At 71.8% G+C, this 20,679-nt stretch carries 20 protein-coding genes; 14 read left to right on the top strand and 6 right to left on the bottom strand.

Features of this window, described 5'->3' with window-relative positions:
* Positions 1-75: 75 nt before the first annotated feature.
* The 3 genes from ACFWZ2_RS09665 to ACFWZ2_RS09655 form a co-directional block, all read right to left on the bottom strand.
* Complete coding sequence (locus ACFWZ2_RS09665; protein ID WP_384544118.1) at positions 76-1,983, bottom strand: serine/threonine-protein kinase; 1,908 nt, start codon at positions 1,981-1,983, stop codon at positions 76-78.
* Between the two features lie 79 nt (positions 1,984-2,062).
* On the bottom strand, positions 2,063-2,575 hold the full coding sequence (locus tag ACFWZ2_RS09660) for a MarR family winged helix-turn-helix transcriptional regulator (protein WP_384544116.1): 513 nt from the start codon (positions 2,573-2,575) through the stop codon (positions 2,063-2,065).
* A gap of 47 nt (positions 2,576-2,622) precedes the next feature.
* The gene (locus ACFWZ2_RS09655; RefSeq protein WP_384544114.1) at positions 2,623-3,219 is read right to left on the bottom strand and encodes a DJ-1/PfpI family protein; all 597 of its coding nucleotides are present in this window, start codon (positions 3,217-3,219) and stop codon (positions 2,623-2,625) included.
* Positions 3,220-3,380: 161 nt separating this feature from the next.
* Between ACFWZ2_RS09655 and ACFWZ2_RS09650 the strand changes: the two genes are divergently transcribed.
* Both ACFWZ2_RS09650 and ACFWZ2_RS09645 read left to right on the top strand, forming a co-directional pair.
* Positions 3,381-4,058 carry a DUF4956 domain-containing protein gene (locus ACFWZ2_RS09650; protein ID WP_384544112.1) on the top strand — a complete coding sequence of 226 codons (678 nt, stop codon included), beginning with the start codon at positions 3,381-3,383 and terminating at the stop codon, positions 4,056-4,058.
* Positions 4,055-4,858: a VTC domain-containing protein gene (locus tag ACFWZ2_RS09645; protein WP_384544110.1), complete on the top strand. Its 804-nt coding sequence runs from the start codon at positions 4,055-4,057 to the stop codon at positions 4,856-4,858. The genes ACFWZ2_RS09650 and ACFWZ2_RS09645 overlap by 4 nt, the downstream gene beginning before the upstream one ends.
* Here the strand turns inward: ACFWZ2_RS09645 and ACFWZ2_RS09640 are convergent.
* The gene (locus ACFWZ2_RS09640) at positions 4,800-6,137 is read right to left on the bottom strand and encodes a sensor histidine kinase (protein WP_384544107.1); all 1,338 of its coding nucleotides are present in this window, start codon (positions 6,135-6,137) and stop codon (positions 4,800-4,802) included. The two genes, ACFWZ2_RS09645 and ACFWZ2_RS09640, sit on opposite strands and share 59 nt — an antisense overlap.
* Positions 6,137-6,853 (bottom strand): response regulator transcription factor, encoded by a 717-nt coding sequence (locus tag ACFWZ2_RS09635; protein WP_384544105.1) that lies wholly within the window; start codon positions 6,851-6,853, stop codon positions 6,137-6,139. Before ACFWZ2_RS09635 ends, ACFWZ2_RS09640 begins: the two co-directional genes overlap by 1 nt.
* An 83-nt stretch (positions 6,854-6,936) precedes the next feature.
* Between ACFWZ2_RS09635 and ACFWZ2_RS09630 the strand changes: the two genes are divergently transcribed.
* From ACFWZ2_RS09630 to ACFWZ2_RS09610, 5 genes are all read left to right on the top strand, one after another.
* Positions 6,937-7,431, top strand: coding sequence for a hypothetical protein (locus tag ACFWZ2_RS09630; RefSeq protein ID WP_384544103.1), 495 nt, complete (start codon positions 6,937-6,939; stop codon positions 7,429-7,431).
* Positions 7,432-7,600: 169 nt separating this feature from the next.
* Complete coding sequence (locus ACFWZ2_RS09625; RefSeq protein WP_384544101.1) at positions 7,601-8,956, top strand: aspartate aminotransferase family protein; 1,356 nt, start codon at positions 7,601-7,603, stop codon at positions 8,954-8,956.
* A 232-nt stretch (positions 8,957-9,188) separates the two neighbouring features.
* Complete coding sequence (locus ACFWZ2_RS09620; RefSeq protein ID WP_384544099.1) at positions 9,189-9,887, top strand: GntR family transcriptional regulator; 699 nt, start codon at positions 9,189-9,191, stop codon at positions 9,885-9,887.
* The gene (locus tag ACFWZ2_RS09615; protein ID WP_384544097.1) at positions 9,884-12,289 is read left to right on the top strand and encodes a glycosyltransferase; all 2,406 of its coding nucleotides are present in this window, start codon (positions 9,884-9,886) and stop codon (positions 12,287-12,289) included. Before ACFWZ2_RS09620 ends, ACFWZ2_RS09615 begins: the two co-directional genes overlap by 4 nt.
* Before the next feature lie 123 nt (positions 12,290-12,412).
* Positions 12,413-13,063, top strand: coding sequence for a hypothetical protein (locus ACFWZ2_RS09610; RefSeq protein WP_384544095.1), 651 nt, complete (start codon positions 12,413-12,415; stop codon positions 13,061-13,063).
* A gap of 81 nt (positions 13,064-13,144) precedes the next feature.
* On the opposite strand, the gene ACFWZ2_RS09605 is transcribed toward ACFWZ2_RS09610, so the two are convergent.
* Complete coding sequence (locus ACFWZ2_RS09605) at positions 13,145-13,942, bottom strand: SLATT domain-containing protein (protein ID WP_384544093.1); 798 nt, start codon at positions 13,940-13,942, stop codon at positions 13,145-13,147.
* A 291-nt stretch (positions 13,943-14,233) separates the two neighbouring features.
* Here ACFWZ2_RS09605 and ACFWZ2_RS09600 point away from each other — a divergent pair, with 291 nt between their 5' ends.
* From ACFWZ2_RS09600 to ACFWZ2_RS09570, 7 genes are all read left to right on the top strand, one after another.
* The gene (locus tag ACFWZ2_RS09600) at positions 14,234-14,575 is read left to right on the top strand and encodes a YbaB/EbfC family nucleoid-associated protein (RefSeq protein ID WP_363002088.1); all 342 of its coding nucleotides are present in this window, start codon (positions 14,234-14,236) and stop codon (positions 14,573-14,575) included.
* 64 nt (positions 14,576-14,639) lie between these two features.
* Positions 14,640-15,239 carry a recombination mediator RecR gene (gene recR, locus ACFWZ2_RS09595; RefSeq protein WP_055569715.1) on the top strand — a complete coding sequence of 200 codons (600 nt, stop codon included), beginning with the start codon at positions 14,640-14,642 and terminating at the stop codon, positions 15,237-15,239.
* Positions 15,232-15,891, top strand: coding sequence for a DUF5063 domain-containing protein (locus ACFWZ2_RS09590; protein ID WP_384544090.1), 660 nt, complete (start codon positions 15,232-15,234; stop codon positions 15,889-15,891). The genes recR and ACFWZ2_RS09590 overlap by 8 nt, the downstream gene beginning before the upstream one ends.
* A gap of 225 nt (positions 15,892-16,116) precedes the next feature.
* The gene (locus ACFWZ2_RS09585) at positions 16,117-17,388 is read left to right on the top strand and encodes an aspartate kinase (RefSeq protein ID WP_384544088.1); all 1,272 of its coding nucleotides are present in this window, start codon (positions 16,117-16,119) and stop codon (positions 17,386-17,388) included.
* The gene (locus ACFWZ2_RS09580; protein WP_384544085.1) at positions 17,385-18,440 is read left to right on the top strand and encodes an aspartate-semialdehyde dehydrogenase; all 1,056 of its coding nucleotides are present in this window, start codon (positions 17,385-17,387) and stop codon (positions 18,438-18,440) included. Before ACFWZ2_RS09585 ends, ACFWZ2_RS09580 begins: the two co-directional genes overlap by 4 nt.
* A gap of 427 nt (positions 18,441-18,867) precedes the next feature.
* Positions 18,868-19,530 carry a SigE family RNA polymerase sigma factor gene (locus tag ACFWZ2_RS09575; protein ID WP_384544083.1) on the top strand — a complete coding sequence of 221 codons (663 nt, stop codon included), beginning with the start codon at positions 18,868-18,870 and terminating at the stop codon, positions 19,528-19,530.
* On the top strand, positions 19,527-20,666 hold the full coding sequence (locus tag ACFWZ2_RS09570) for a hypothetical protein (RefSeq protein WP_384544081.1): 1,140 nt from the start codon (positions 19,527-19,529) through the stop codon (positions 20,664-20,666). The genes ACFWZ2_RS09575 and ACFWZ2_RS09570 overlap by 4 nt, the downstream gene beginning before the upstream one ends.
* Positions 20,667-20,679 lie beyond the last annotated feature (13 nt).

The following is a 20,679-nucleotide window of genomic DNA, read 5'->3' as shown; positions in this document are numbered from 1 at the left end:
GGGCGGTGACAGTAGGGCGCGCGACGGCTCCCGGCGGCGGCTTCCCCGTCTCTTCGGCGGTTGTTCGCCGCCGGTTCAGCCCGACTTGTCGTACGTCAACTCGCCGCTGCCGTCCGTGTTCGCGCGCCGGAGCTTGCCGTTGCCGAGGATCGTGACGACGCTCGGCTCGCCCGGGGTGCAGGACGACATGGGCTCGCCGAACGTGACCTCGGTGGGGCCGATGTGCAGCCGGTCGCCGGACGCGGACTCCAGCTTTCCCTGGAAGACGCAGCGGTAGGTGCCGCCGTCCTTGGTGGGTCCTTCGGCCGTCACCGAGAGCACGGTGTCGCCCACCTCGCCCTGCTGGAGGGTGAGTTCGCGGGTGCTGTGGCCCGCGTCGTTGTCGAGTCCGCCGGTCCAGGTGCCCAGGTACTTCTCCGGCACGCCGCCCTCGTCGGCGGCGGGTGTCGTCGAGTCGCGCCGGGTCGGCTCCGGGCTCTGCGAGCTGGGTCCCGGCGTCGTCGGGGCGCCGCTCGCGGAGTTCTTGGCGTCGCTGCTCCTCGTCGTGTCGGTGCCGTCGTCGTTCATCACCGCGTAGACGGTGCCGCCCGCTCCGATGGCCACTATCAACGCGACGACGATGAGCGCGGCGGTCGAACGGGCGCTGCGGCGCGGGGGTTCGGGCGCGGGAGCGTAGCCGCCGGGGCCGTACGGGGGAGTGGGGCCGAAGCCGGACGGCTTGGCGTACGGGTGCTGCTGCGGGTAGCCGTAGGCGGCGGGGGCGGGGTGCTGCTGGGGGTGGCCGTACGCAGGGGCGGGGGACGAGGGCGGGGGCGTGGGGGCAGCGGGCTGACCCGAGACCATGGTGGGGAGGTGGTCCAGGGGCGCGGTGCCGGGGCGGCCGGGGGGCGGGGGTGTGTCCTCGCCGTCATCTACCGGTCCGGGCACGGGAGTTGGGGCCGGGCCCGGGTCGCCGGGGGTGTCCGGAGGGGCCGGTGCGGCGTCCGGGGTCTTCGTCCCCGCCGCAGCGGGAGCGGTGCTGCCCGCGCCGGGGTCCGCCTCGTCCGCCTCGGCTGACTCGTCTGGGTCTTCCGTCTCCAGCAACTGCACGGCGTGCCGCCCCAGTTGGGCCACGAGGGCTCCCGGGAGCCACGGTTCGAGGGTGCGCCCGCCCTCGCTGAGGGTGTCCTGCGCGCCCGTGCGCTCCAGGATCTCGTCCAGGGAGGGGCGGGCCTCCGGGTCCTTGCGCAGGCATGCGGCGATCAGTTCGGAGAGGCTCTCGGGGATGCCCTCCAGGTCGGGCTCCTCCTGCGCGATGCGGAACATCAGCGCGTGCACACCGCTGTTGGCGGTGCCGAAGGGCAGGGCGCCCGAGGCCGCGTACGCGAGGACGGAACCCAGGCAGAACACGTCGCAGGCCGGGGTGATCCGGTCGCCGCGCACCTGCTCGGGCGCCATGAACCCGGGCGAGCCGACCAGCGCGCCCGTGCGGGTCAGGCCGCCGTCGGTGACGGTCTCCAGGGCGCGTGCGATGCCGAAGTCGATGACGCGCGGGCCGTCGATGGTGACCAGGACGTTCGACGGCTTCAGGTCGCGGTGGACGAGGCCCGCGGCGTGAATGTCCTTGAGGGCGTTGGCGAGTCCGGCCGCGAGGATGTTCACGGACCGCTCGGGCAGCGGGCCGTGCTCGTGCGAGACGACGCTCTGCAGCGAGGGCCCCGCGACATACCCCGTGGCCACCCACGGGATCGCCGCCTCGGTGTCCGCGTCGAGAACCGGCGCGGTCCAGGCGCCGCCCACCTGCCGTGCGGCGGCGACCTCCTGCCGGAAGCGGTTCCTGAACTCCTCCTGCTCGGCGAGCTCCTGGCGGACCAGTTTGACCGCTACCGTGCGGCCCCGGCCGGACCGTGCGAGATACACCTGACCCATGCCGCCGGCACCGAGCCGGGCCAACAGCCGGTACGCCCCGATCCGTTGCGGATCTCCTGGTCCGAGCCTTTCCATCGCCGCACCGACCTCCCCCTTTGGTGTGCAACAGAGTGAGGATAGTGCGGCGGTACGACAGCGAGGGACGGCCTGGTCTCTACGGTTCCGTAACGGGTTCCGCACCCGGGTCCGCGCCGGTGTCGAGCACCTCGGACAGGCGTTCCAACACGCGTACGGTTTCGGCGAATTGTTCCTCCCCGAGCGCGGCCGCGAGCCACCCCGCGAACTCCGCGTGACCCGGCTCGATGCGCGCGACGGCGGCGCGGCCCTCGTCCGTCGGCCGCAGCAGCTTGGCGCGGCGGTGCGCCGGGTTCGGTGCGTACGCGGCGAGGCCCTCGCGCACGAGGAGGTCCGCCACGCGCTGCACGCTCTGCCGTGTGATGCCCATCGCGCGGGCGATCCCCGCCACCGGCATGGGGCCTCCCCTGCTCGGAGAGCTTGGGGAAGGCTCGCGCAGCACGGCGCCGAGCACCTGCCACCAGGCGGCGGTGAGCCCGGCGGGCTTCGCGAGCTCCTCGGACCTGGCGAGGAACTGGCCGTTGAGCCGGAAGACGGTCAGGGCCGTGCGGCTGAGCAGGTCCTGCTGGGCGCGGATTTCTGCGTCGGTCATCTGTCGCCTTCTATCGCCTTCTGTCGCCTTCTGCCGAGGAGTTGACCTTAGGAGTTGAGCGTCACGTAGGCCGCCGGGTCCGAGTCGTGGAAGAGCCGGTACCAGGCGTCCAGCTTCTCGGCGTCGAGGACGTCGCCGAGCCTGCCGAAGATCTCCCGGGCGAACGCGACCGGCTCGGTCGGCCCCGCCGTGATCAGATCGCCGTCGGTGACCGCGTCCGTGTCGACGTACCGCTCGCCGCCCCGGTAGCCGGTGGCCGCCAGGTACATCGACACCGCGCTGGTGTGCGCCCGGTCGTCGAGCAGGCCCTCGCGGGCGAGGCCCGCCGTGGCCCCGCAGATCGCGCCGACCGGCACGCCCGCGCCGAGGAACGCGCGGGCCGTGCGGGCGAAGGGCGCGAGGTCGGTGCCGGTGTCCCAGAGGTCGGCGCCCGGCAGGATCAGCAGCGAGCTGTCCTCGGGCCGCAGCTCCGCGAGCGTCAGGTCGGGCTGGATCCGGAGCCCGCCGATGCTGGTGACGGGGGCCGCCGAGGGGCCGACCGTGCGGATCTCGTAGCCGAAGCGGGCCAGCCATGCGGTGGTGTGGCCGGTCTCCCAGTCGGCGAGCGTGTCGTAGACGGCCAGGTGGACGGGCTTGCGGGACATGGGGGCCTCCTCGGTGCGTGGTCTGCCGCTTATGTAAGCATGCTGTCAAGAAGGCAGCATGCTGTCAATGGGAGGGGGTGAGGTGCGCCCTGTCCCCGGAGGCCGCTTCGTTAACGTCCATGAGGGGCGGCGTTAACCCGCCCGTCCCTAGCGTCCTCGGCATGGACAGCACACTGACTCTCAGCGCCCACCTGGGCCTCGACCTGGCCGCCGTCACGCTGCTGACCTTCGGCGTCTTCTATCCACGGCACCGCAGGCGCGAGCTGGTCCCCGCGTATCTCGCCCTGAACGTCGCCCTGTTCGCGGTCGTCGCGGGGCTCGGCACGGTCGGCGGCAACGGCGGGCTCGCCCTCGGTTTCGGGCTCTTCGGCGTGCTCTCGATCGTGCGGCTGCGCTCCGACGCCCTCCAGCACCAGGAGGTCGCCTACTACTTCATCACCCTGGTGCTCGGCCTGCTCTGCGGACTTCCCGCGCTCGACCTGCCCATCGCCGCCGGACTCGCCGCCGTCCTGCTGCTTGTGATGTACGGCGCCGACCACCCCCGCCTGTTCGCGCACGACCGGCGTGCCGTCGTCACGCTGGACGCCGTCTACCGCGAAGAGACGGCGCTGCGGGCCGAGTTGGCGCGGCGTCTCGGTGAGCCGCTCGGCTGGACCGTCCAGGAGGTCGACTACGTGCGCGATCTCATGGTCCTGGAAGTTCGATTCCGGCAACCGGAACCTTCCGTACGGCCCGGGGAGTTCGTACGTATGACAGCTCGACGCACGTCGGAGCAACCACGACGACGCACGACCCGGTCCCGCACGATCGCCCCCAGCCACCCGAAGGAGACCGTGTGAACCCCGCCGTACGCGCCATCGGCCGCGCCGCGCTCGCCGCGCACCCCATCGCGCTTGACGAGGTGAACGCCAGGGCGGAACTGCTCGCCCGCTACGACAACAGCTATCTCGTGCCCGTCGAGATCTTCGAGGATCTCGCGGCGCTCCTCACCGACCCCCGGCGCCGGGGCGGCCCCTTCCGGGCGCTCAGCATCGGGGGGAAGAGGTGGTTCCGGTACCACTCGACGTACTACGACACCCCTGAACTCGTGACCTTCCACGACCACCGGCAGGGGCGCAGGCTCCGCTACCGGATCCGGGAGCGCGTCTACCAGGACAGCGGCGAGCGGCAGTTCGAGATCAAGCTCAAGAGCGGGCGCGGCGAGACGGTCAAGCACCGTCAGCGGCTCGAAGGCGACGACCACGTCCTCGACGGCGCCCGGCGCGGCTTCCTCTCCGGAGTGCTGCGCGGGTCGTACGGCGTGGACGCGCCCGACGGGCTCGTCACCTCGCTGGTCACCGACTACCAGCGCGCGACCTTCGTCGCCGACGGGCAGCGCATCACGTGCGACGCGGGGCTCGTCGTGCGCGACACCGTGACGGGGCGCAGCGCCGCCGCCGACAGCGGGCTCGTCCTCGTGGAGACCAAGACCAAGGGGCACCTCACCGAGGCCGACCGGGTGCTCCACCGGTACGGGGTGCGGGCCGCGGACTTCACGAAGTACTGCGGCGGTTACGCGGCCGTGCGGCCCGAGCTGGGCATCAACAAGTGGGCCCGGGCGGTGCGGACCGCGTTTCCACGGGCGGGAACGTCAGGGTGACCCGGACGCCGTCGGCGGAGCCCGTGGCCTCGAACCGTCCCGCCGCGTCCTCCGCCGTCCGGCGTGCGATGTCCAGGCCCAGGCCCGTGGAGCCCGCGCCGCTCGTGCCGCGGGCCGGTGCCGTCGTGTCCGGGAAGCCGGGCCCCTCGTCGGTGACCGTGAGTTCGGCGCCGCCCTCGGGCAGGGCGCGGACCGTGACGTGGAAGGGCGTGCCCTGAGGGGTGTGGTCCAGGACGTTGCCGATCAAGGCGTCCAGGGCGGCGGCCAGTTCGTCGGAGGGAACCGGGACGGGGACGGGCGCCTCGCCCTCGGGGGTGTCCGTTCCCGTCGTACGGTTCTGGTCCTCCGCCAGCGGCTGCCAGAACGCCATACGGGCGCGCGCCACCGCCGCCAGATCCGCCCGGGGCGCGTCCCGCAGCGGACGCCGCGCCTTGCGGATCACGTCGTCCACGCTGTGCTCGAGCGCCGTGACGTCCGCGGCGATGCGGCGGGCCTCGTCCTCGTCGCGGAGGGTCTCCGCGTCCAGGCGCAGCGCGGCGACCGGGGTGCGCAGCCGGTGGGCCAGGTCCGCGGCGTTCTCCCGCTCCGCGGTGAGGAGTTCGTCGATGCGGGCGGCGAGCCGGTTCAGTTCGCCCGCCACCAGGCGGAGTTCGGGCGGGCCCTCCGGGGTGGCCCGGGCCGTCAGATCGCCCGCCGCGAGACGGTCGGCGGTGCGGGCGAGGCGACGGGTCGCGCCGACGAGCCGGGCGCCCAGGCGGTCGGCGAGGAGCAGGCCCAGGAGGACGAGGCCCACCCCGATACCGGCGAGAACCAGCCACGGGGTCAGCGTCCCCGCGTACAACTGCTGCTCGGTCAGCGTCACTTGGACCACCGCCGTGCCGTCCTTCGCGCCCTGCACGGGAACCAGGACCAGACGTCCGCCGGACTTCGGCTCATAGGTGAAGGCCCGCCCCGTACGGGCCAGCCGGACGGCGTCGGTGAGGGGCGTGCGCGCCTGATGTCCCGGCAGGCCGATGACGGTGTCGTCGGCGAGGATCAGCGAAGTCGTGGGCAGATCCTTGCCGTTGACGCTCTCCACCGTCTGCTCGGCGGTCTCCCGCTCGGTGCCGGTGGCCAGGGCAGGGCCGATCGCGTGGGCGACCCACTGGGCCCGTGCGGTCGCCTCGGCCGTGGCCCGGTCGGCGGCGTGGGTGCGGGTGAGGAGGGTGAGGGGGACGAGGAGGGCGGTGAGGACCAGCGCCGTGGTCGCCGCGGTCAGGAGGAGAAGACTGCGGCGCATCAGCGCTCGTCCTCCGCGTCCGCGCTCGCGTTCGTGCCGTCGGGAGCCGTCAGCTTCACGCCGACCGTGCGGACCGTGTGCAGATAGCGGGGCGCCTGGGCCGTCTCGCCCAACTTGCGGCGGAGCCAGGAGAGATGGACGTCGACCGTTTTGTCGGCGCCGCCCAGGGGCTGCTGCCAGACCTCGGCGAGGAGTTCGCGCCGTGAGATCACCTGGCCGGGGTGGCGTGCCAGATAGGCGAGCAGGTCGAACTCCCGCGGGGTGAGGTCGAGGGGAGCGCGGTCGAGGGTCACCTCGCGGGAGGTCGGATCGATGGAGAGCTCGCCCACCCGCAGCGGCTCCTCGGTCTCCGACACCCCCAGGCGACGGAGCACCGCCTTGATCCTGGCGTCCAGCTGGGCCGCGCCGAACGGCTTGACGATGTAGTCGTCGGCCCCCGACTCCAGGACCGTGACCATCTCCGGTTCGTCGTCGCGGGCCGTCGCCACGATGACCGGCACGTCGCTCACCGCACGCAGCATGCGCAGGACCTGGGCCCCGTCGACGTCCGGCAGGCCCAGGTCGAGGACGACCAGGTCGGGCCTGCTGGTCACCGCCGCGTCCAGGCCCGCCATGCCGTTCGGCGCGGTCGCCACCGCGTGGCCCTTGTCGCGCAGCGCCCGCACCAGCGCGCCGCGGAGCTGGGGATCGTCCTCGACGACGAGAAGATGTGCCATACAACCACCGTAGTCAGGGACGGGAAGCGGGCCTTTGTGGGGGCTTAACCGGACGTTAGGAAACGATGCGGCACAGTGGCGGGATGAGGAAGTGGCGGAGCGCCGTCGTCACGGCGGCCTGGGTGGCCGTGGGCACGGCCGCAGGGGCGCTTGGCGCCTGGCAGTTGGCCGGTTCGGACAGCCGGGGGGACGCGGCGCACAGCAGCCCCCTGGACGAGGACGCGGTACGCAGGGCGCTGGCCAGAGCGGCATCGGAGTCCCCCTCAGGGAAGTCCACCGAGTCTCCTCCCGACCGGCCGACCACCAAGCCCTCACCCTCCGCCGAGCGCTCCACGGTCCGCTTCACCGGTGGCTCCGCAACCGTCGAGTGCCGCCCCGACGGCACCATCCGCCTCATCTCCTGGAGCCCCGCCGACGGCTTCCACATCGACGACGACGTCGAACGCGGCCCCGCGGCAGTGGCCCGCCTCGAAGCCGAGCCCAGCGACGACGACGAACAGGAAGACCTCCCCTACGAACTCCACTGCACCCCCAAGGGCCCCCGGGCAAAGGTGGTCCCGGACACAGACGACGACTGAGCCACGGCTCCGCCAGGGGCGCGGGGAACTGCGCAAGAACACCAGCCCCGTGGGGCCGCACAACAATCCCCGCTCAAGCCCGTCGCACGACACATTGTCGGGTTCCGCCCCCCACGCCAGACAGGACGCCCATGTCGTGTCCACTCCGCGGACATTTACCCTCGGCCCCATGACCCCTCAGCCGAATCCGCAGGTCGGCGCCGCCGTGAAGGCCGCGGACCGCGCACACGTCTTCCACTCCTGGTCCGCCCAGGAACTCATCGACCCGCTCGCCGTCGCCGGTGCCGAAGGCTCGTACTTCTGGGACTACGACGGGAACCGCTACCTCGACTTCACCAGCGGCCTCGTCTACACCAACATCGGGTACCAGCACCCGAAGGTCGTCGCCGCGATCCAGGAGCAGGCGGCGACGATGACGACGTTCGCGCCCGCCTTCGCCGTCGAGGCCCGCTCCGAGGCCGCACGCCTCATCGCCGAGCGGACCCCGGGCGACCTGGACAAGATCTTCTTCACGAACGCCGGCGCCGACGCCGTCGAGCACGCCATCCGCATGGCCCGTCTGCACACGGGCCGGCCGAAGGTGCTCGCCGCCTACCGCTCGTACCACGGCGGCACCCAGCAGGCCATCAACCTCACCGGCGACCCGCGCCGTTGGGCCTCCGACACCGGCTCGGCGGGCGTCGCCCGCTTCTGGGCGCCGTTCCTGTACCGCTCCCGCTTCTACGCGGAGACGGAGGCGCAGGAGTGCGAGCGCGCGCTCCAGCACCTTGAGGACACCATCGTCTACGAGGGCGCGGCGACCGTCGCCGCGATCATCCTGGAGACGATCCCCGGCACCGCGGGCATCATGACCCCGCCGCCCGGCTACCTCGCGGGCGTCCGCGCGCTGTGCGACAAGTACGGCATCGTCTTCGTCCTCGACGAGGTCATGGCCGGGTTCGGCCGCACCGGCGAGTGGTTCGCCGCCGACCTCTTCGACGTCACGCCCGACCTGATGACCTTCGCCAAGGGCGTGAACTCCGGTTACGTGCCGCTCGGCGGCGTCGCCATCTCCGGGAAGATCGCCGAGACCTTCGCCAAGCGCCCCTACCCGGGCGGCCTCACCTACTCCGGCCACCCGCTGGCCTGCGCCGCGGCCGTCGCCACGATCAACGTCATGGCGGAGGAGGGCATCGTCGACCACGCGGCGCACCTCGGCGCCCAGGTCATCGAGCCCGGCCTGCGCGAACTCGCCGCCCGCCACCCCTCGGTCGGCGAGGTGCGCGGCGTCGGCATGTTCTGGGCGCTCGAACTCGTGAAGAACCGGGAGACCCGCGAGCCGCTCGTCCCCTACAACGCCACCGGCGAGGCCAACGCCCCCATGGCCGCCTTCGGCGCGGCCGCCAAGAACAACGGCATCTGGCCCTTCATCAACATGAACCGCACCCACGTCGTCCCCCCGTGCAACATCACGGAGGCAGAGGCAAAGGAGGGCCTGGCGGCCCTGGACGCGGCGCTGACGGTGGCGGACGAGCACACGGCGTAGCCCGTCGCCCCGTTGTGGGCAGGCGTGCCGCAGGGCGAGTGGGGTCTCCCCTGCTCGAGCGAAGCCGAGAGCTTGGGGAAGGGTGGGCACAACCCCCGGTGCAGACCAGCTGTGAAGGAGGCAAGGACCCCGCGGAACCTGGACGACGTAGTCTGACGTGCTCGTAAGCAAGACGACAGCAACACGACCACGCAGGCGACCACGCCAGACTCCGCGGGGGAGGCCCACCACCATGCCCGGTCCCGACGGCCCCGCCGTCATCCGCAGCACTCTGCGCCAGCAGATCGCCGACGCACTCCGCGACGAGATCCTCGCGGGGAGACTCGAGCCGGGCCAGGAGTTCACGGTCAAGGAGATCGCCGAGCAGTACGGCGTCTCCGCGACCCCCGTCCGCGAGGCCCTGGTGAACCTCACCGCGCAGGGCCTCCTGGACGCCGACCAGCACCGCGGCTTCCGCGTCCACGAGCACACCCTGGACGACTACCGCGGCATGCTGGAGGCCCGCAGTCTCGTCTCGGACGGCATCTTCCGGGAGCTGGTGGCGAACGGCGAGGCCAGGCCCGACGCCGGCGACGCCCTCATCTCCGTACGCCGCCGCGGCGAGGAGGCGGCGCGCGCGGCCTGCGCGGGGGACCTGAACGTACTGATCGGCTACGACCTGCGTTTCTGGCGCGAGCTGAGCGCCCTCTTCGGCAACCCCTACCTCTCGGACTTCCTGCACAGGCTCCGGGTGAAGTCCTGGGTCTGCGCGGTCACGCATCTGCGCCGCGAGAGCGACCGCAACGGCGGTGACCTGCGCGGCAGACTCTGGTCCCGGCACACCGAGCTGGTGGACGCCCTGGTGCGCCGCGATCCGCTGGCCGCCCACGAGATCGTCGTGGAGTACAACGCGCACTCCCTCGACCTCATCGAGCGACTGGCCGCTGAATGAGCGTGGATCTGACGGTCGTCGTCCCCGCGTACAACGAGGAGCGGCGCCTCGGCCCCACCCTTGCCGCGATCACGGACCACCTGGAGTCGTCGGACCACGGCGAGTGGGAGCTGATCGTCGTGGACGACGGCTCGACCGACCGTACGGCGGAGATAGCGGCGGAGGCGGCCGCCGCCGACCCCCGCGTCCATCTCGTCGCGGGCGACCGCAACCGCGGCAAGGGCCACGCCCTGCGCCTCGGCGTCCTCGCCTCGTACGGCCGCCGCGTCCTGGTCACCGACGCCGATCTCGCCGCCCCCATCGAGGAGCTCGACGACCTCGCCAAGGCGCTCGCCGAGGGGCACGCGGCCGCGATCGGCTCGCGCGCCAGACCCGGCGCCACCATCGGCGCCCGCCAGCACCGCCTGCGCGAGCTCCTCGGACGTACCGGCAACTTCCTCATACGCGCGGTCGCCGTCCCCGGCATCCGCGACACCCAGTGCGGTTTCAAGCTGTTCGACGGCGACCGGGCGCGTGCGGCGTTCGCCGCGTCCAGGCTGCACGGCTGGGGCATCGACGTCGAGATACTGCAGTACTTCCGGCGGTCGGGCTGGCCCGTCGCCGAGGTGCCCGTGCGCTGGTCCCACCAGGAGGGATCGAAGGTCAGGCCCCTCGACTACGTGCGCGTCCTGGCCGAGCTGACCGTCCTGAAGATGCGCACCGTCCGCCGCGCCGACCTGCTCGTCGAGGGGCTCTTCCTGGCCCTGTCCTGCTTCCTCTACTCGGGCCGCTGGGTGGATCCCGGCGGGCGCTACATCCCCGACTCGATGCAGGACCAGAACCAGTGGGAGTGGTTCTTCGCGGTGACGGCCGACAACGTCCGCCACCTCCACAACCCGCTCTTCACCACCCTCCAGAACTTCCCCGACGGCGTGAACCTCATGGCCAACACGGTCATGCTCGGCCTCTCCGTCCCGCTCGCCCCGGTGACCTGGCTCCTCGGCCCCGCGGTCGCCCTGAATGTGGCGATGACCGGGGGCCTCGCCCTCACCGCCGTCGCCTGGTACCGGCTGATCCGCAGGCGGCTCGTACGGCACCGGGGCGCGGCCGCCGTCGGCGCGGCCCTCGCCGCCTTCGCGCCCCCGATGGTCAGCCACGCGAACGCCCACCCGAACTTCATCGTCCTTTTCATGATCCCGCCGATCATCGAGAGGGCGCTGCGGCTCTGCGAGGGCACCCGCGTCGTACGCGACGGGATCCTGCTCGGCCTCTTCGCGACGTACCAGATCTTCCTCGGCGAGGAGCCGCTGCTGCTCGCCGCCGTCGGCATGCTGCTCTTCGCCGTCGCCTACGCGGTGGCGCGCCCCGACGTGGCGCGCGAGGCGTGGCGGCCGCTGGCCCGGGGCATCGGGATCGCCCTCGCCGTGACCGTCCCGCTCGTCGCGTTCCCGCTGTGGTGGCAGTTCTTCGGCCCGCAGAGCTACAAGAGCGTCCTGCACGGCGACAACGCGGGCAACAGCCCGCTCGCCCTGATCTCCTTCGCCGAACGCTCCCTCGCGGGCGGCAAGGAGAGTGCGGCGAACCTCTCCATGAACCCCACCGAGCAGAACGCCTTCTACGGCTGGCCCCTGGTGGCGCTCGCCTTCGCGATCGTCGTACGCCTCTGGGAGCGCGCGGTCGTCAAGGCGCTGGCGTTCACGGTGTGCGCGGCGGCGCTGCTCTCCCTCGGCCCGAAGTTCCGCATCCCGCTCACCGGCATCGTGCTGCCGGGCCCCTGGGCCGCGCTCGCCGACCGGCCGCTCTTCGAGTCGGTGATCGAATCACGGGTCGCGATGGTGTGCGCCCCGGCGCTCGGCATGCTCCTCGCGCTGGCGCTCGCGCGACTGCTCGCCTCCCGGTGGCGGGGCCGCCGCCTCGGCATCGCGGCCTTCGCCCTCGCGCTGCTTCCGATCGCGCCCGCGCCCCTGACGGCCGTGGACCGCATCGAGGTGCCGCCGTTCATCGCGGACGGCACCTGGCGCCACCACCTCGGCCCGGACGAGACCCTCGTCCCGGTGCCGGTCCCCGACCCCGCCAACGCCGAGGGCCTGCACTGGCAGACCACCGCGGACCTGGGCTTCCGGCTGCCCGGCGGCTACTTCAACGGCCCCTGGGGCCCGGACCGCGTCGGCATCTACGGACCCGCGCCGCGCAACACCTCGAACCTGCTGCGCCAGGTCCGCGAGGTCGGCCGCGTCCCGAAGATCACGCCCGCCTGGCAGGCCGAGGCCCGCGAGGACCTGACGTACTGGAAGGCGGGCCTCCTGGTCCTCGCGCCGCAGGAGCACGACAGGGAACTGCGCGCGACCGTGGACGCGCTCCTTGGCCGCCCTGGAAAGTGGGTAGGCGGGGTATGGGTCTGGGATCTGCACGAGGGGTCCTGACCGGCCCGCCGCCCGACTACGCTGCCTGCACGCGAGGCAACGCACGACGTCCGACGTCCTGACCGGCCCGGCGGTCCCGGCCGCCGCGACGGTCCCGAACCGAGCCGACTTGAGGAGTCCTTCTTGGCCTGCGACCTGTGGCTGGTCCCGCTCGTCGATGTGTTGTGCCACAGCCCCGACAACCCCTTCGCGGAAGAGATCGCCGCCTACGACAAGGCGCTGCACGCGGCCGGGCTCCCCTCGGTCCCCGTCTTCTCCTACATGCCGGGCCTGTCCGGCGACGTCGCACCGGTCGCCGGTTTCGACTACGACGCGCTGCACTTCCTGCGCCGCGCCTACCTGCTGCGGATCTGCGGCCTGGAGGTCACACCGGTCGACGAACTGGGCGGCGACTACGAACAGCTCCTGGAGATGTTCGACGCGACGGCCCAGCAGTCGCACCTGGTCTGGCACTACGACCACGCGGGCGCGTACGTCCCCGTGGACTTCCCCGCACCGCTGTCCAACGACGAACTCCTCGCGGGCGGCGGCCCCCTGGGCTCGGCCCAGGCGCTCCTGCGCGAGCTGGAGTTCGTGGCCCCGTCCATCGGCATAGACCCGTCGAACCCGCCCCTGGCCCCGACCCCGCCGGCGGCACCCACATCCCTGGAGGAACCGGCGGCCCCCGCCCCGCCGGACGAAAGCCCCTTCGCGAGGGAACGCCACGTCTGGCTGGGCCTGCACGCGGCGACGACGAGGAGCTTGGCGCAGGGCTCGATGATCATCTACAGCTGAGAAATCCAGCCCGTCCGGCGTTTGAGGACGAGCTCGGCGCAGCCGGCGATGACCTCAGCACCGTCCCCGCTCAAGGGCGCCTCACCTGGGCTCAGGCGGGCGCTGCCGAGGCATATTGGGCCGGGCCCCCGGCGGCATCGCGAACCGTCCGGGGGGAGCGGGGGCCTCCCCACGGGAGGCCCCCGGCACCATCGCCTGCATGACCAGCGGCACGGGACCGGAGCGGAACTCCACCATCCAGTCCGTGGTCTCCGAGCGCACCAGCTCCGTCACGTCCTCGGAGAACTTCCGCAGCACCCCGAGGCACCGCTCGGCCGCCTCGCCCGCCGTGCCCTCCGTGGGCCCGAGCACCTCCCGTACGCTCTCCGACGCCCAGTCGAACTGGAGCACCTGAAGGCGCCGCTGCACGGCCTGCGCCGTCGCCACGTCCCGCATCCACCCGGACGTGAGCCCGAAGAACCGGTCGCACCCCACGCACGCGACCCCGCCGAGCAGCGCCACGAACCCCCAGGTGGCGACGGAGCCCGCGGCGCCCGCGAGGTCGAGCAGCGGCAGCACCCCCGCGCCCACGGCGCCCAGCGCGGCCCCGGCCCGCAGCAGCCTGGCCCCGCGCCGCTTCCAGCCGCGGTCGGCGAGGTACCACTCGGCGGTGTTCAGGGCGCCCCGCTCCACCCACCGGTACAGCTCGTCGAGCCGCTCGGCGGGCTCGCCCCAGTCACCGAGCGGGAAGGCCCGCCCGGTGAGGTCGCCGATGCGCGCGCCCTTGGCGTCGCGCGCGTCCTTCGCCGCGTCCTTCGCCGCGTCCGGGACTCCCCGCTGCGCGCCCGCACCCTGCCCTTCGTGGGGCACCCCCTCGGGCTGCATCTCCGGCTGGCTCACCCGGCACTCCCTCTACCTCTTCGAAGCTCTTCGACGGCACTGCTCGACGGCTCTGCGACGGCTCTGCGTAACGACTGGTGCTGATGGTGCGCAGCACCCATTCCTACCGCCCAATGGGTGGCCATGAGCTCGCTTTCGCGGCTTTTCCGCCCGGAAGAGCTGCTTGATCAGGTATAGGAAGGCCCTCGATCTCACTCGAAAGAGTGCTGGGGCGAGGGGGCCCCCGACCACGTAGGCTCATTCCAGGCGGAAACCCCGCCCTTCGTACCCGTGAGAAACCAGGAGCTGATCGTGATCCCCGGTGGTGGCCAGCCCAATATGCAGCAGCTGCTCCAGCAGGCCCAGAAGATGCAGCAGGACCTCGCGAACGCGCAGGAGGAACTGGCGCGCACCGAGGTCGACGGACAGGCGGGCGGCGGCCTCGTCAAGGCGACGGTCACCGGCTCCGGCGAGCTGCGCGGCCTGGTGATCGACCCCAAGGCGGTCGACCCGGAGGACACCGAGACGCTGGCGGACCTGGTCGTGGCCGCGGTCCAGGCGGCCAACGAGAACGCGCAGGCGCTCCAGCAGCAGAAGCTGGGCCCGCTCGCGCAGGGCCTGGGCGGCGGCGGCATCCCGGGTCTTCCCTTCTAAGAAGCCACCGGGCCAACTACCGTACGTACCAGGCAAGACCCAGTACCCCCAGAGAGGCGTTCCGTTGTACGAAGGCGTGGTCCAGGACCTCATCGACGAGCTGGGCAGGCTGCCCGGCGTCGGTCCCAAGAGCGCGCAGCGGATCGCCTTCCACATCCTTCAGGCGGAGCCCACGGACGTGCGCAGGCTCGCGCACGCCCTGCTCGAAGTGAAGGACAAGGTCCGCTTCTGCGCGACCTGCGGGAACGTCGCGCAGGAAGAGCTCTGCAACATCTGCCGCGACCCGCGCCGCGACCCCTCGGTGATCTGCGTGGTCGAGGAGCCGAAGGACGTCGTCGCGATCGAGCGGACCCGCGAGTTCCGGGGGAAGTACCACGTCCTGGGCGGCGCGATCAGCCCCATCGAGGGTGTGGGCCCCGACGATCTGCGGATAAGGGAACTCCTGGCGCGCCTCGCGGACGGCACGGTCACGGAGCTGATCCTGGCCACCGATCCGAACCTGGAGGGCGAGGCCACGGCGACGTACCTCGCCCGCATGATCAAGCCCATGGGCCTGAAGGTCACCCGCCTGGCCAGCGGGCTCCCTGTCGGGGGAGATCTGGAATACGCGGACGAGGTCACCCTGGGCCGCGCCTTCGAGGGGAGACGACTCCTAGATGTCTGACGCCACGCTGAACGCCGTGACCGACAACCCGGACGACTTCGCGGTACAGATCTCCGACCAGGTCGAGAGCTTCATCGTCTCGGTCAAGGAGGTCGCGAAGGGCGACGAGCCGGACTCGGCCGTCCCCTTCCTGCTCCTGGAGGTCTCCCAACTCCTGCTGGCCGGCGGCCGTTTGGGAGCCCACGAGGACATCGTCCCCGAGGAGCGCTACGAACCGGACCTCGGCCCGGAGCAGGACGTCGACGACCTCCGCGAACGCCTCGCGACGCTCCTCGACCCCATCGACGTGTACTCCGAGGTCTTCGACCCGTACGAGCCCCGCAAGGCCCCGGTCGCCTGCCGCATCTCGGACGACCTGGCGGACGTCGTCGCCGACCTCACCCACGGCCTGGCCCACTACCGCGCGGGCCGCACCACCGAGGCCCTGTGGTGGTGGCAGTTCTCGTACTTCTCGAACTGGGGCTCCACCGCGTCCGGCGCCCTGCGCGCCCTCCAGTCCCTGGTGGCCCACGTCCGCCTGAACCAGCCCCTCGACGACCTCGACGGCCTCGACACGGACGAGGACCTCACGGAGGACGCCCTCGCGGAGGAAGCGGGCAAGGTGATGGCCCAGGAGATCGCGGGCCCGCTCGGTCTGCGGACGGTGAAGTAGCCGCCAGCGTGCTTCTGTGACCCACCCCACTTTCCGGAGTGCCTCGCTCCGTAGCGGGCATGTGACCCGTCGGAGCGGCCGGAACGTACGACCCGAGCAGCGGGTTCGTATGCCCGCGATGATCGACTCGTGAGCGGGACATCTCACGATGCGATATCGCCGAGGCGAATTTCGGCCGCTCGTTAGACTGAGCCGACCGCACAACGGATTGAGCGAGGAGCGCACGTGAGCCTTGTCGTGCAGAAGTACGGAGGCTCCTCCGTAGCCGATGCCGAGGGCATCAAGCGGGTCGCCAAGAGGATTGTCGACGCCAAGAAGAACGGCCATCAGGTCGTTGTCGTGGTGTCCGCCATGGGTGACACGACGGATGAGTTGATCGATCTTGCCGGGCAGGTTTCACCGATCCCTGCCGGGCGCGAATTCGACATGCTGCTGACCGCTGGTGAGCGGATCTCCATGGCACTGCTCGCCATGGCGATCAAAAACCTGGGCCACGAGGCCCAGTCGTTCACGGGCAGCCAGGCCGGTGTCATCACCGACTCCGTCCACAACAAAGCGCGGATCATCGATGTCACCCCCGGGCGCATCCGGGCCTCGATCGACGAGGGCAACATCGCCATCGTCGCCGGGTTCCAGGGCGTCAGCCAGGAGGGCAAGAACATCACCACGCTCGGGCGCGGCGGGTCGGACACGACCGCCGTCGCGCTCGCCGCGGCCCTCGACGCCGAGGTGTGCGAGATCTACACCGACGTGGACGGCGTCTTCACCGCCGACCCGCGCGTGGTGAAGAAGGCTCGCAAGATCGACTGGATCAGCTTCGAGGACATGCTGGAGCTCGCGAGTTCCGGCTCCAAGGTGCTGCTCCACCGCTGCGTGGAGTACGCCCGCCGTTACAACATCCCGATCCATGTGCGGTCGTCCTTCAGCGGGCTGCAGGGCACGTGGGTCAGCAACGAACCGCAAGGGGACCGCAAGGTGGAGCAGGCCATCATCTCCGGTGTCGCGCACGACACCTCCGAGGCCAAGATCACGGTCGTCGGGGTGCCGGACAAGCCGGGCGAGGCCGCGGCGATCTTCCGCGCCATCGCCGACGCCGAGGTCAACATCGACATGGTCGTGCAGAACGTGTCGGCCGCGGCCACCGGGCTCACCGACATCTCGTTCACGCTGCCCAAGGCCGAGGGCCGCAAGGCCATCGACGCCCTGGAGAAGACCCGGCAGACCGTCGGCTTCGACTCGCTGCGCTACGACGACCAGATCGCCAAGATCTCGCTCGTCGGCGCCGGCATGAAGACCAACCCGGGCGTCACCGCGACCTTCTTCGAGGCGCTCAGCGACTCGGGCGTGAACATCGAGCTGATCTCGACCTCGGAGATCCGTATCTCGGTCGTCACGCGCGCCGACGACGTCACCGAGGCCGTGCGTGCCGTGCACACCGCCTTCGGGCTCGACTCCGACACGGACGAAGCCGTGGTCTATGGAGGCACCGGGCGATGAGCCGCAAGCCGACGCTCGCGGTCGTCGGAGCGACCGGGGCCGTCGGCACGGTCATGCTCCAGATCCTGTCGCAGCACGCCGACATCTGGGGCGAGATCCGACTCGTGGCCTCACCGCGCTCGGCCGGCAGGAAGCTGGCCGTGCGCGGTGCGGAGGTCGAGGTCCTCGCGCTCGGCGAGGAGGTCTTCGACGGGGTCGACATCGCGATGTTCGACGTCCCCGACGAGGTCGCCGCGCAGTGGGCGCCCGTCGCCGCCGCCAAGGGCGTCGTCGTGGTCGACAACTCCGCGGCCTTCCGGATGGACCCGGACGTGCCGCTCGTGGTGCCCGAGGTCAATCCGCACGCCGCGCGCGTGCGGCCGCGGGGCATCGTCGCCAACCCGAACTGCACGACCCTTTCGATGATCGTCGCCATCGGCGCGCTGCACGCCGAGTTCGGCCTGCGCGAGCTGATCGTCTCCTCGTACCAGGCGGTGAGCGGGGCGGGCCGCGACGGCGTCGACACGTTGCGGCGGCAACTGCAACTGGTCGCGGGCAGCGAACTGGGCACGAGCCCGGGTGACGTGCGCCGGGCCGTGGGGGACGACACCGGGCCCTTCCCGGAGCCCGTGGCGCTCAACGTCGTGCCGTGGGCCGGGTCCCTGAAGGACGACGGCTGGTCGTCCGAGGAGATGAAGGTGCGCGACGAGTCGCGCAAGATCCTGGGCCTGCCCGGGCTGCGGGTCGCGGCGACCTGTGTGCGGGTGCCCGTCGTCACCACGCACTCCCTCACCGTCCACGCACGGTTCGAGGACGAGGTCACCGTCGACCGCGCGCGCGAGATCCTCGCCACCGCGCCCGGCGTCGTGCTCTTCGACAATCCGGCCGCGGGGGAGTTCCCCACGCCCGCCGACGTCGTGGGCACGGATCCGACCTGGGTGGGGCGCGTCCGCAGGGCGCTCGACGATCCGACGGCCCTCGAACTCTTCGTGTGCGGGGACAACCTGCGCAAGGGGGCCGCGCTGAACACCGCGCAGATCGCCGAGCTGGTGGCCGCGGAGCTCACGGCCTGACCGCGGGGACGCGGCGGGATCCGCGAGGACGCGTCGGCGGGATCCGCGAGGACGCGTCGGCGTGATCCGCGAGGACGCGTCGGCGTGATCCGCCGGGATGTGCGGGGTGTGCCCCCGAGCGCGGAGTCCGTTGTGGGATCTGTGTAAGTTCTGTGTCCAACTTGATGGTCTGGACCGCTTGAACTGGATCATCTCCGCGTCCGAAGATTTCGTGTCCGATCACTGCAACCGGTGCCGGGGTGGGGGGCGTCTTTAGCGGTCGCCTTCAGGGGTGGCCCGAGAGCCGCAACAAAATATGGGGCATAGGGGAAGAGCTGGTACGCATGGGGGCATTTGATGCATCGTCAGGAACGGTGCCCACGCAGCATGCCGCAAACGCGATGCCGGACGCGTACAACCCTGACGGGGGGAAGCGTGTCCAACAGGCGTGGCAGAGGTACTCGACTTCACAGCGGTACAGGCGAGAGGCGCGGCGGCACTGCGTCCCCCTCGCCGTCCCCGCGCGCCCGGCGGCATGCCGGTGATCGCCCCCATGCCCGCAGCGCGGCCCGCCCGCATCCCGGCGCAGCGCGAGGGCGCTGACGAGACGATGACAGCGGGCACCACAGTCGACCACCTCACCGAGACCTACCGCGCCCACTACAGGTCGCTGCTCGGCCTCGCCGCGCTGCTCCTGGACGACACGGCGTCCTGCGAGGACGTCGTCCAGGAGGCCTTCATCCGGGTCCACTCGGCGCGCAAGCGGGTGCGGGACCCCGAGAAGACGCTGGCCTATCTGCGCCAGACCGTCGTGAACCTCTCGCGGTCCGCGCTGCGGCGCCGCATCCTCGGCCTCAAGCTGCTCTCCAAGCCGATGCCCGACATGGCGAGCGCGGAGGAGGGGGCGTACGACCAGCTGGAGCGCGACGAGCTGATCAAGGCGATGCGCGGTCTCCAGCGGCGCCAGCGCGAGGTCCTCGTGCTGCGGTACTTCGCCGACATGACCGAGGCGCAGGTCGCCGAGACCCTGGGCATATCCCTCGGCTCGGTCAAGGCGTACGGCTCGCGCGGCATCGCGGCCCTCCGGGTTGCCATGGAGGCACCGGCATGAGTGAGCGCAGGCGTGACGAGCAGGGCGGGCACGAACGGCATGGCAGGAACGGGAACGTGAATCACGGCGCCGACGACGGGCCCGAGCGGCTCAGCTCCGAGACGGCCGGGGCCGGCTCCGCGAAGGAGGGGCCCGGCTCGCCCGCGCCGGACGGGTTCGGCGCCGACGAGCTCGCGCTGCGGCGCATGATGCGGCAGGCCGTCGAGGACATCGAGCCCGCCGACCGCGCCCTCGAACACCTGCGGCACGCGGTACCGGCCCGCAGGGCCCGCAAGCGCCAGGCCGTCGTCGGCCTCGCGGCCGCGGCCCTCTTCATCGGCACCGCGGTGCCCGCCCTGGTGCACGTCACCAACTCCAACGGCGACTCGAACGACCGGCCCTCGATCGCGGGCAACAGCCAGGAGTCGCAGGGCGGTTCGAGCCAGGGCAAGGATCCCGGCGGCAGCACGAAGGGCGAGGGGAAGAAGCCCGGCTCGTCCAAGTCGAAGGACAAGAAAGACAAGAAGGACAAGAAGGACGGCAAGGGGAAGGGCGGCACGGGCGGCGGCGGCACGGGCTCGCCCGACCCGAGCACCTCCGAGGCCGTCACCTCGCCGACCTGCGACGCCACCCAGCTCGGCGCCACGGGCAGCGCGGGCACACCCGACGAGAACGGCGCGGTGTACGGCAGCTTCCGGGTCTCCAACACCTCCGACACCAGCTGCACGATCGACGCGGCGGGCGGCGTCACCGTGACGGCGCAGGGCGCGGCCGACCCCGCGAAGGTCGGCGTCCTCGACCACACCGCGGGCGACGCGGCGGCCGGACTGCCCGACCCCGCACAGGAGGCGGGCCAGCTGGTGCTCCAGCCCGGCGCGGCGTACGAGGTGCGCTTCGCCTGGGTGCGGTCCGCCGAGTGCCCCGCGGAGGGCGGCGACCCCTCGCCCGAGCCGACCCCCACGGAGGGTGGCGGCGGCGCCGACGGCGGCTCGCCCGCGGGCATGGAGCCGCAGCTGGGCCGCGAGGACGGCGGTGTGCAGGACGGCAGCGTCGTGGTGGCCTTCACGGCGGCGGCGGGCGCCCCTTCGGCGGGCGCGACGATCCCGAACGCGTGCGCGGGGACGGTGTACCGGACCGGGGTGCTGCCCGCTTCTTAGGGCTCGGTCTTCT

The sequence above is a fragment of the Streptomyces sp. NPDC059002 genome, from assembly GCF_042740435.1.
Taxonomy (GTDB): domain Bacteria; phylum Actinomycetota; class Actinomycetes; order Streptomycetales; family Streptomycetaceae; genus Streptomyces.
The sequence above is the reverse complement of the archived record's forward strand: the minus strand, read 5'-3'. Positions and strand labels throughout refer to the sequence as shown.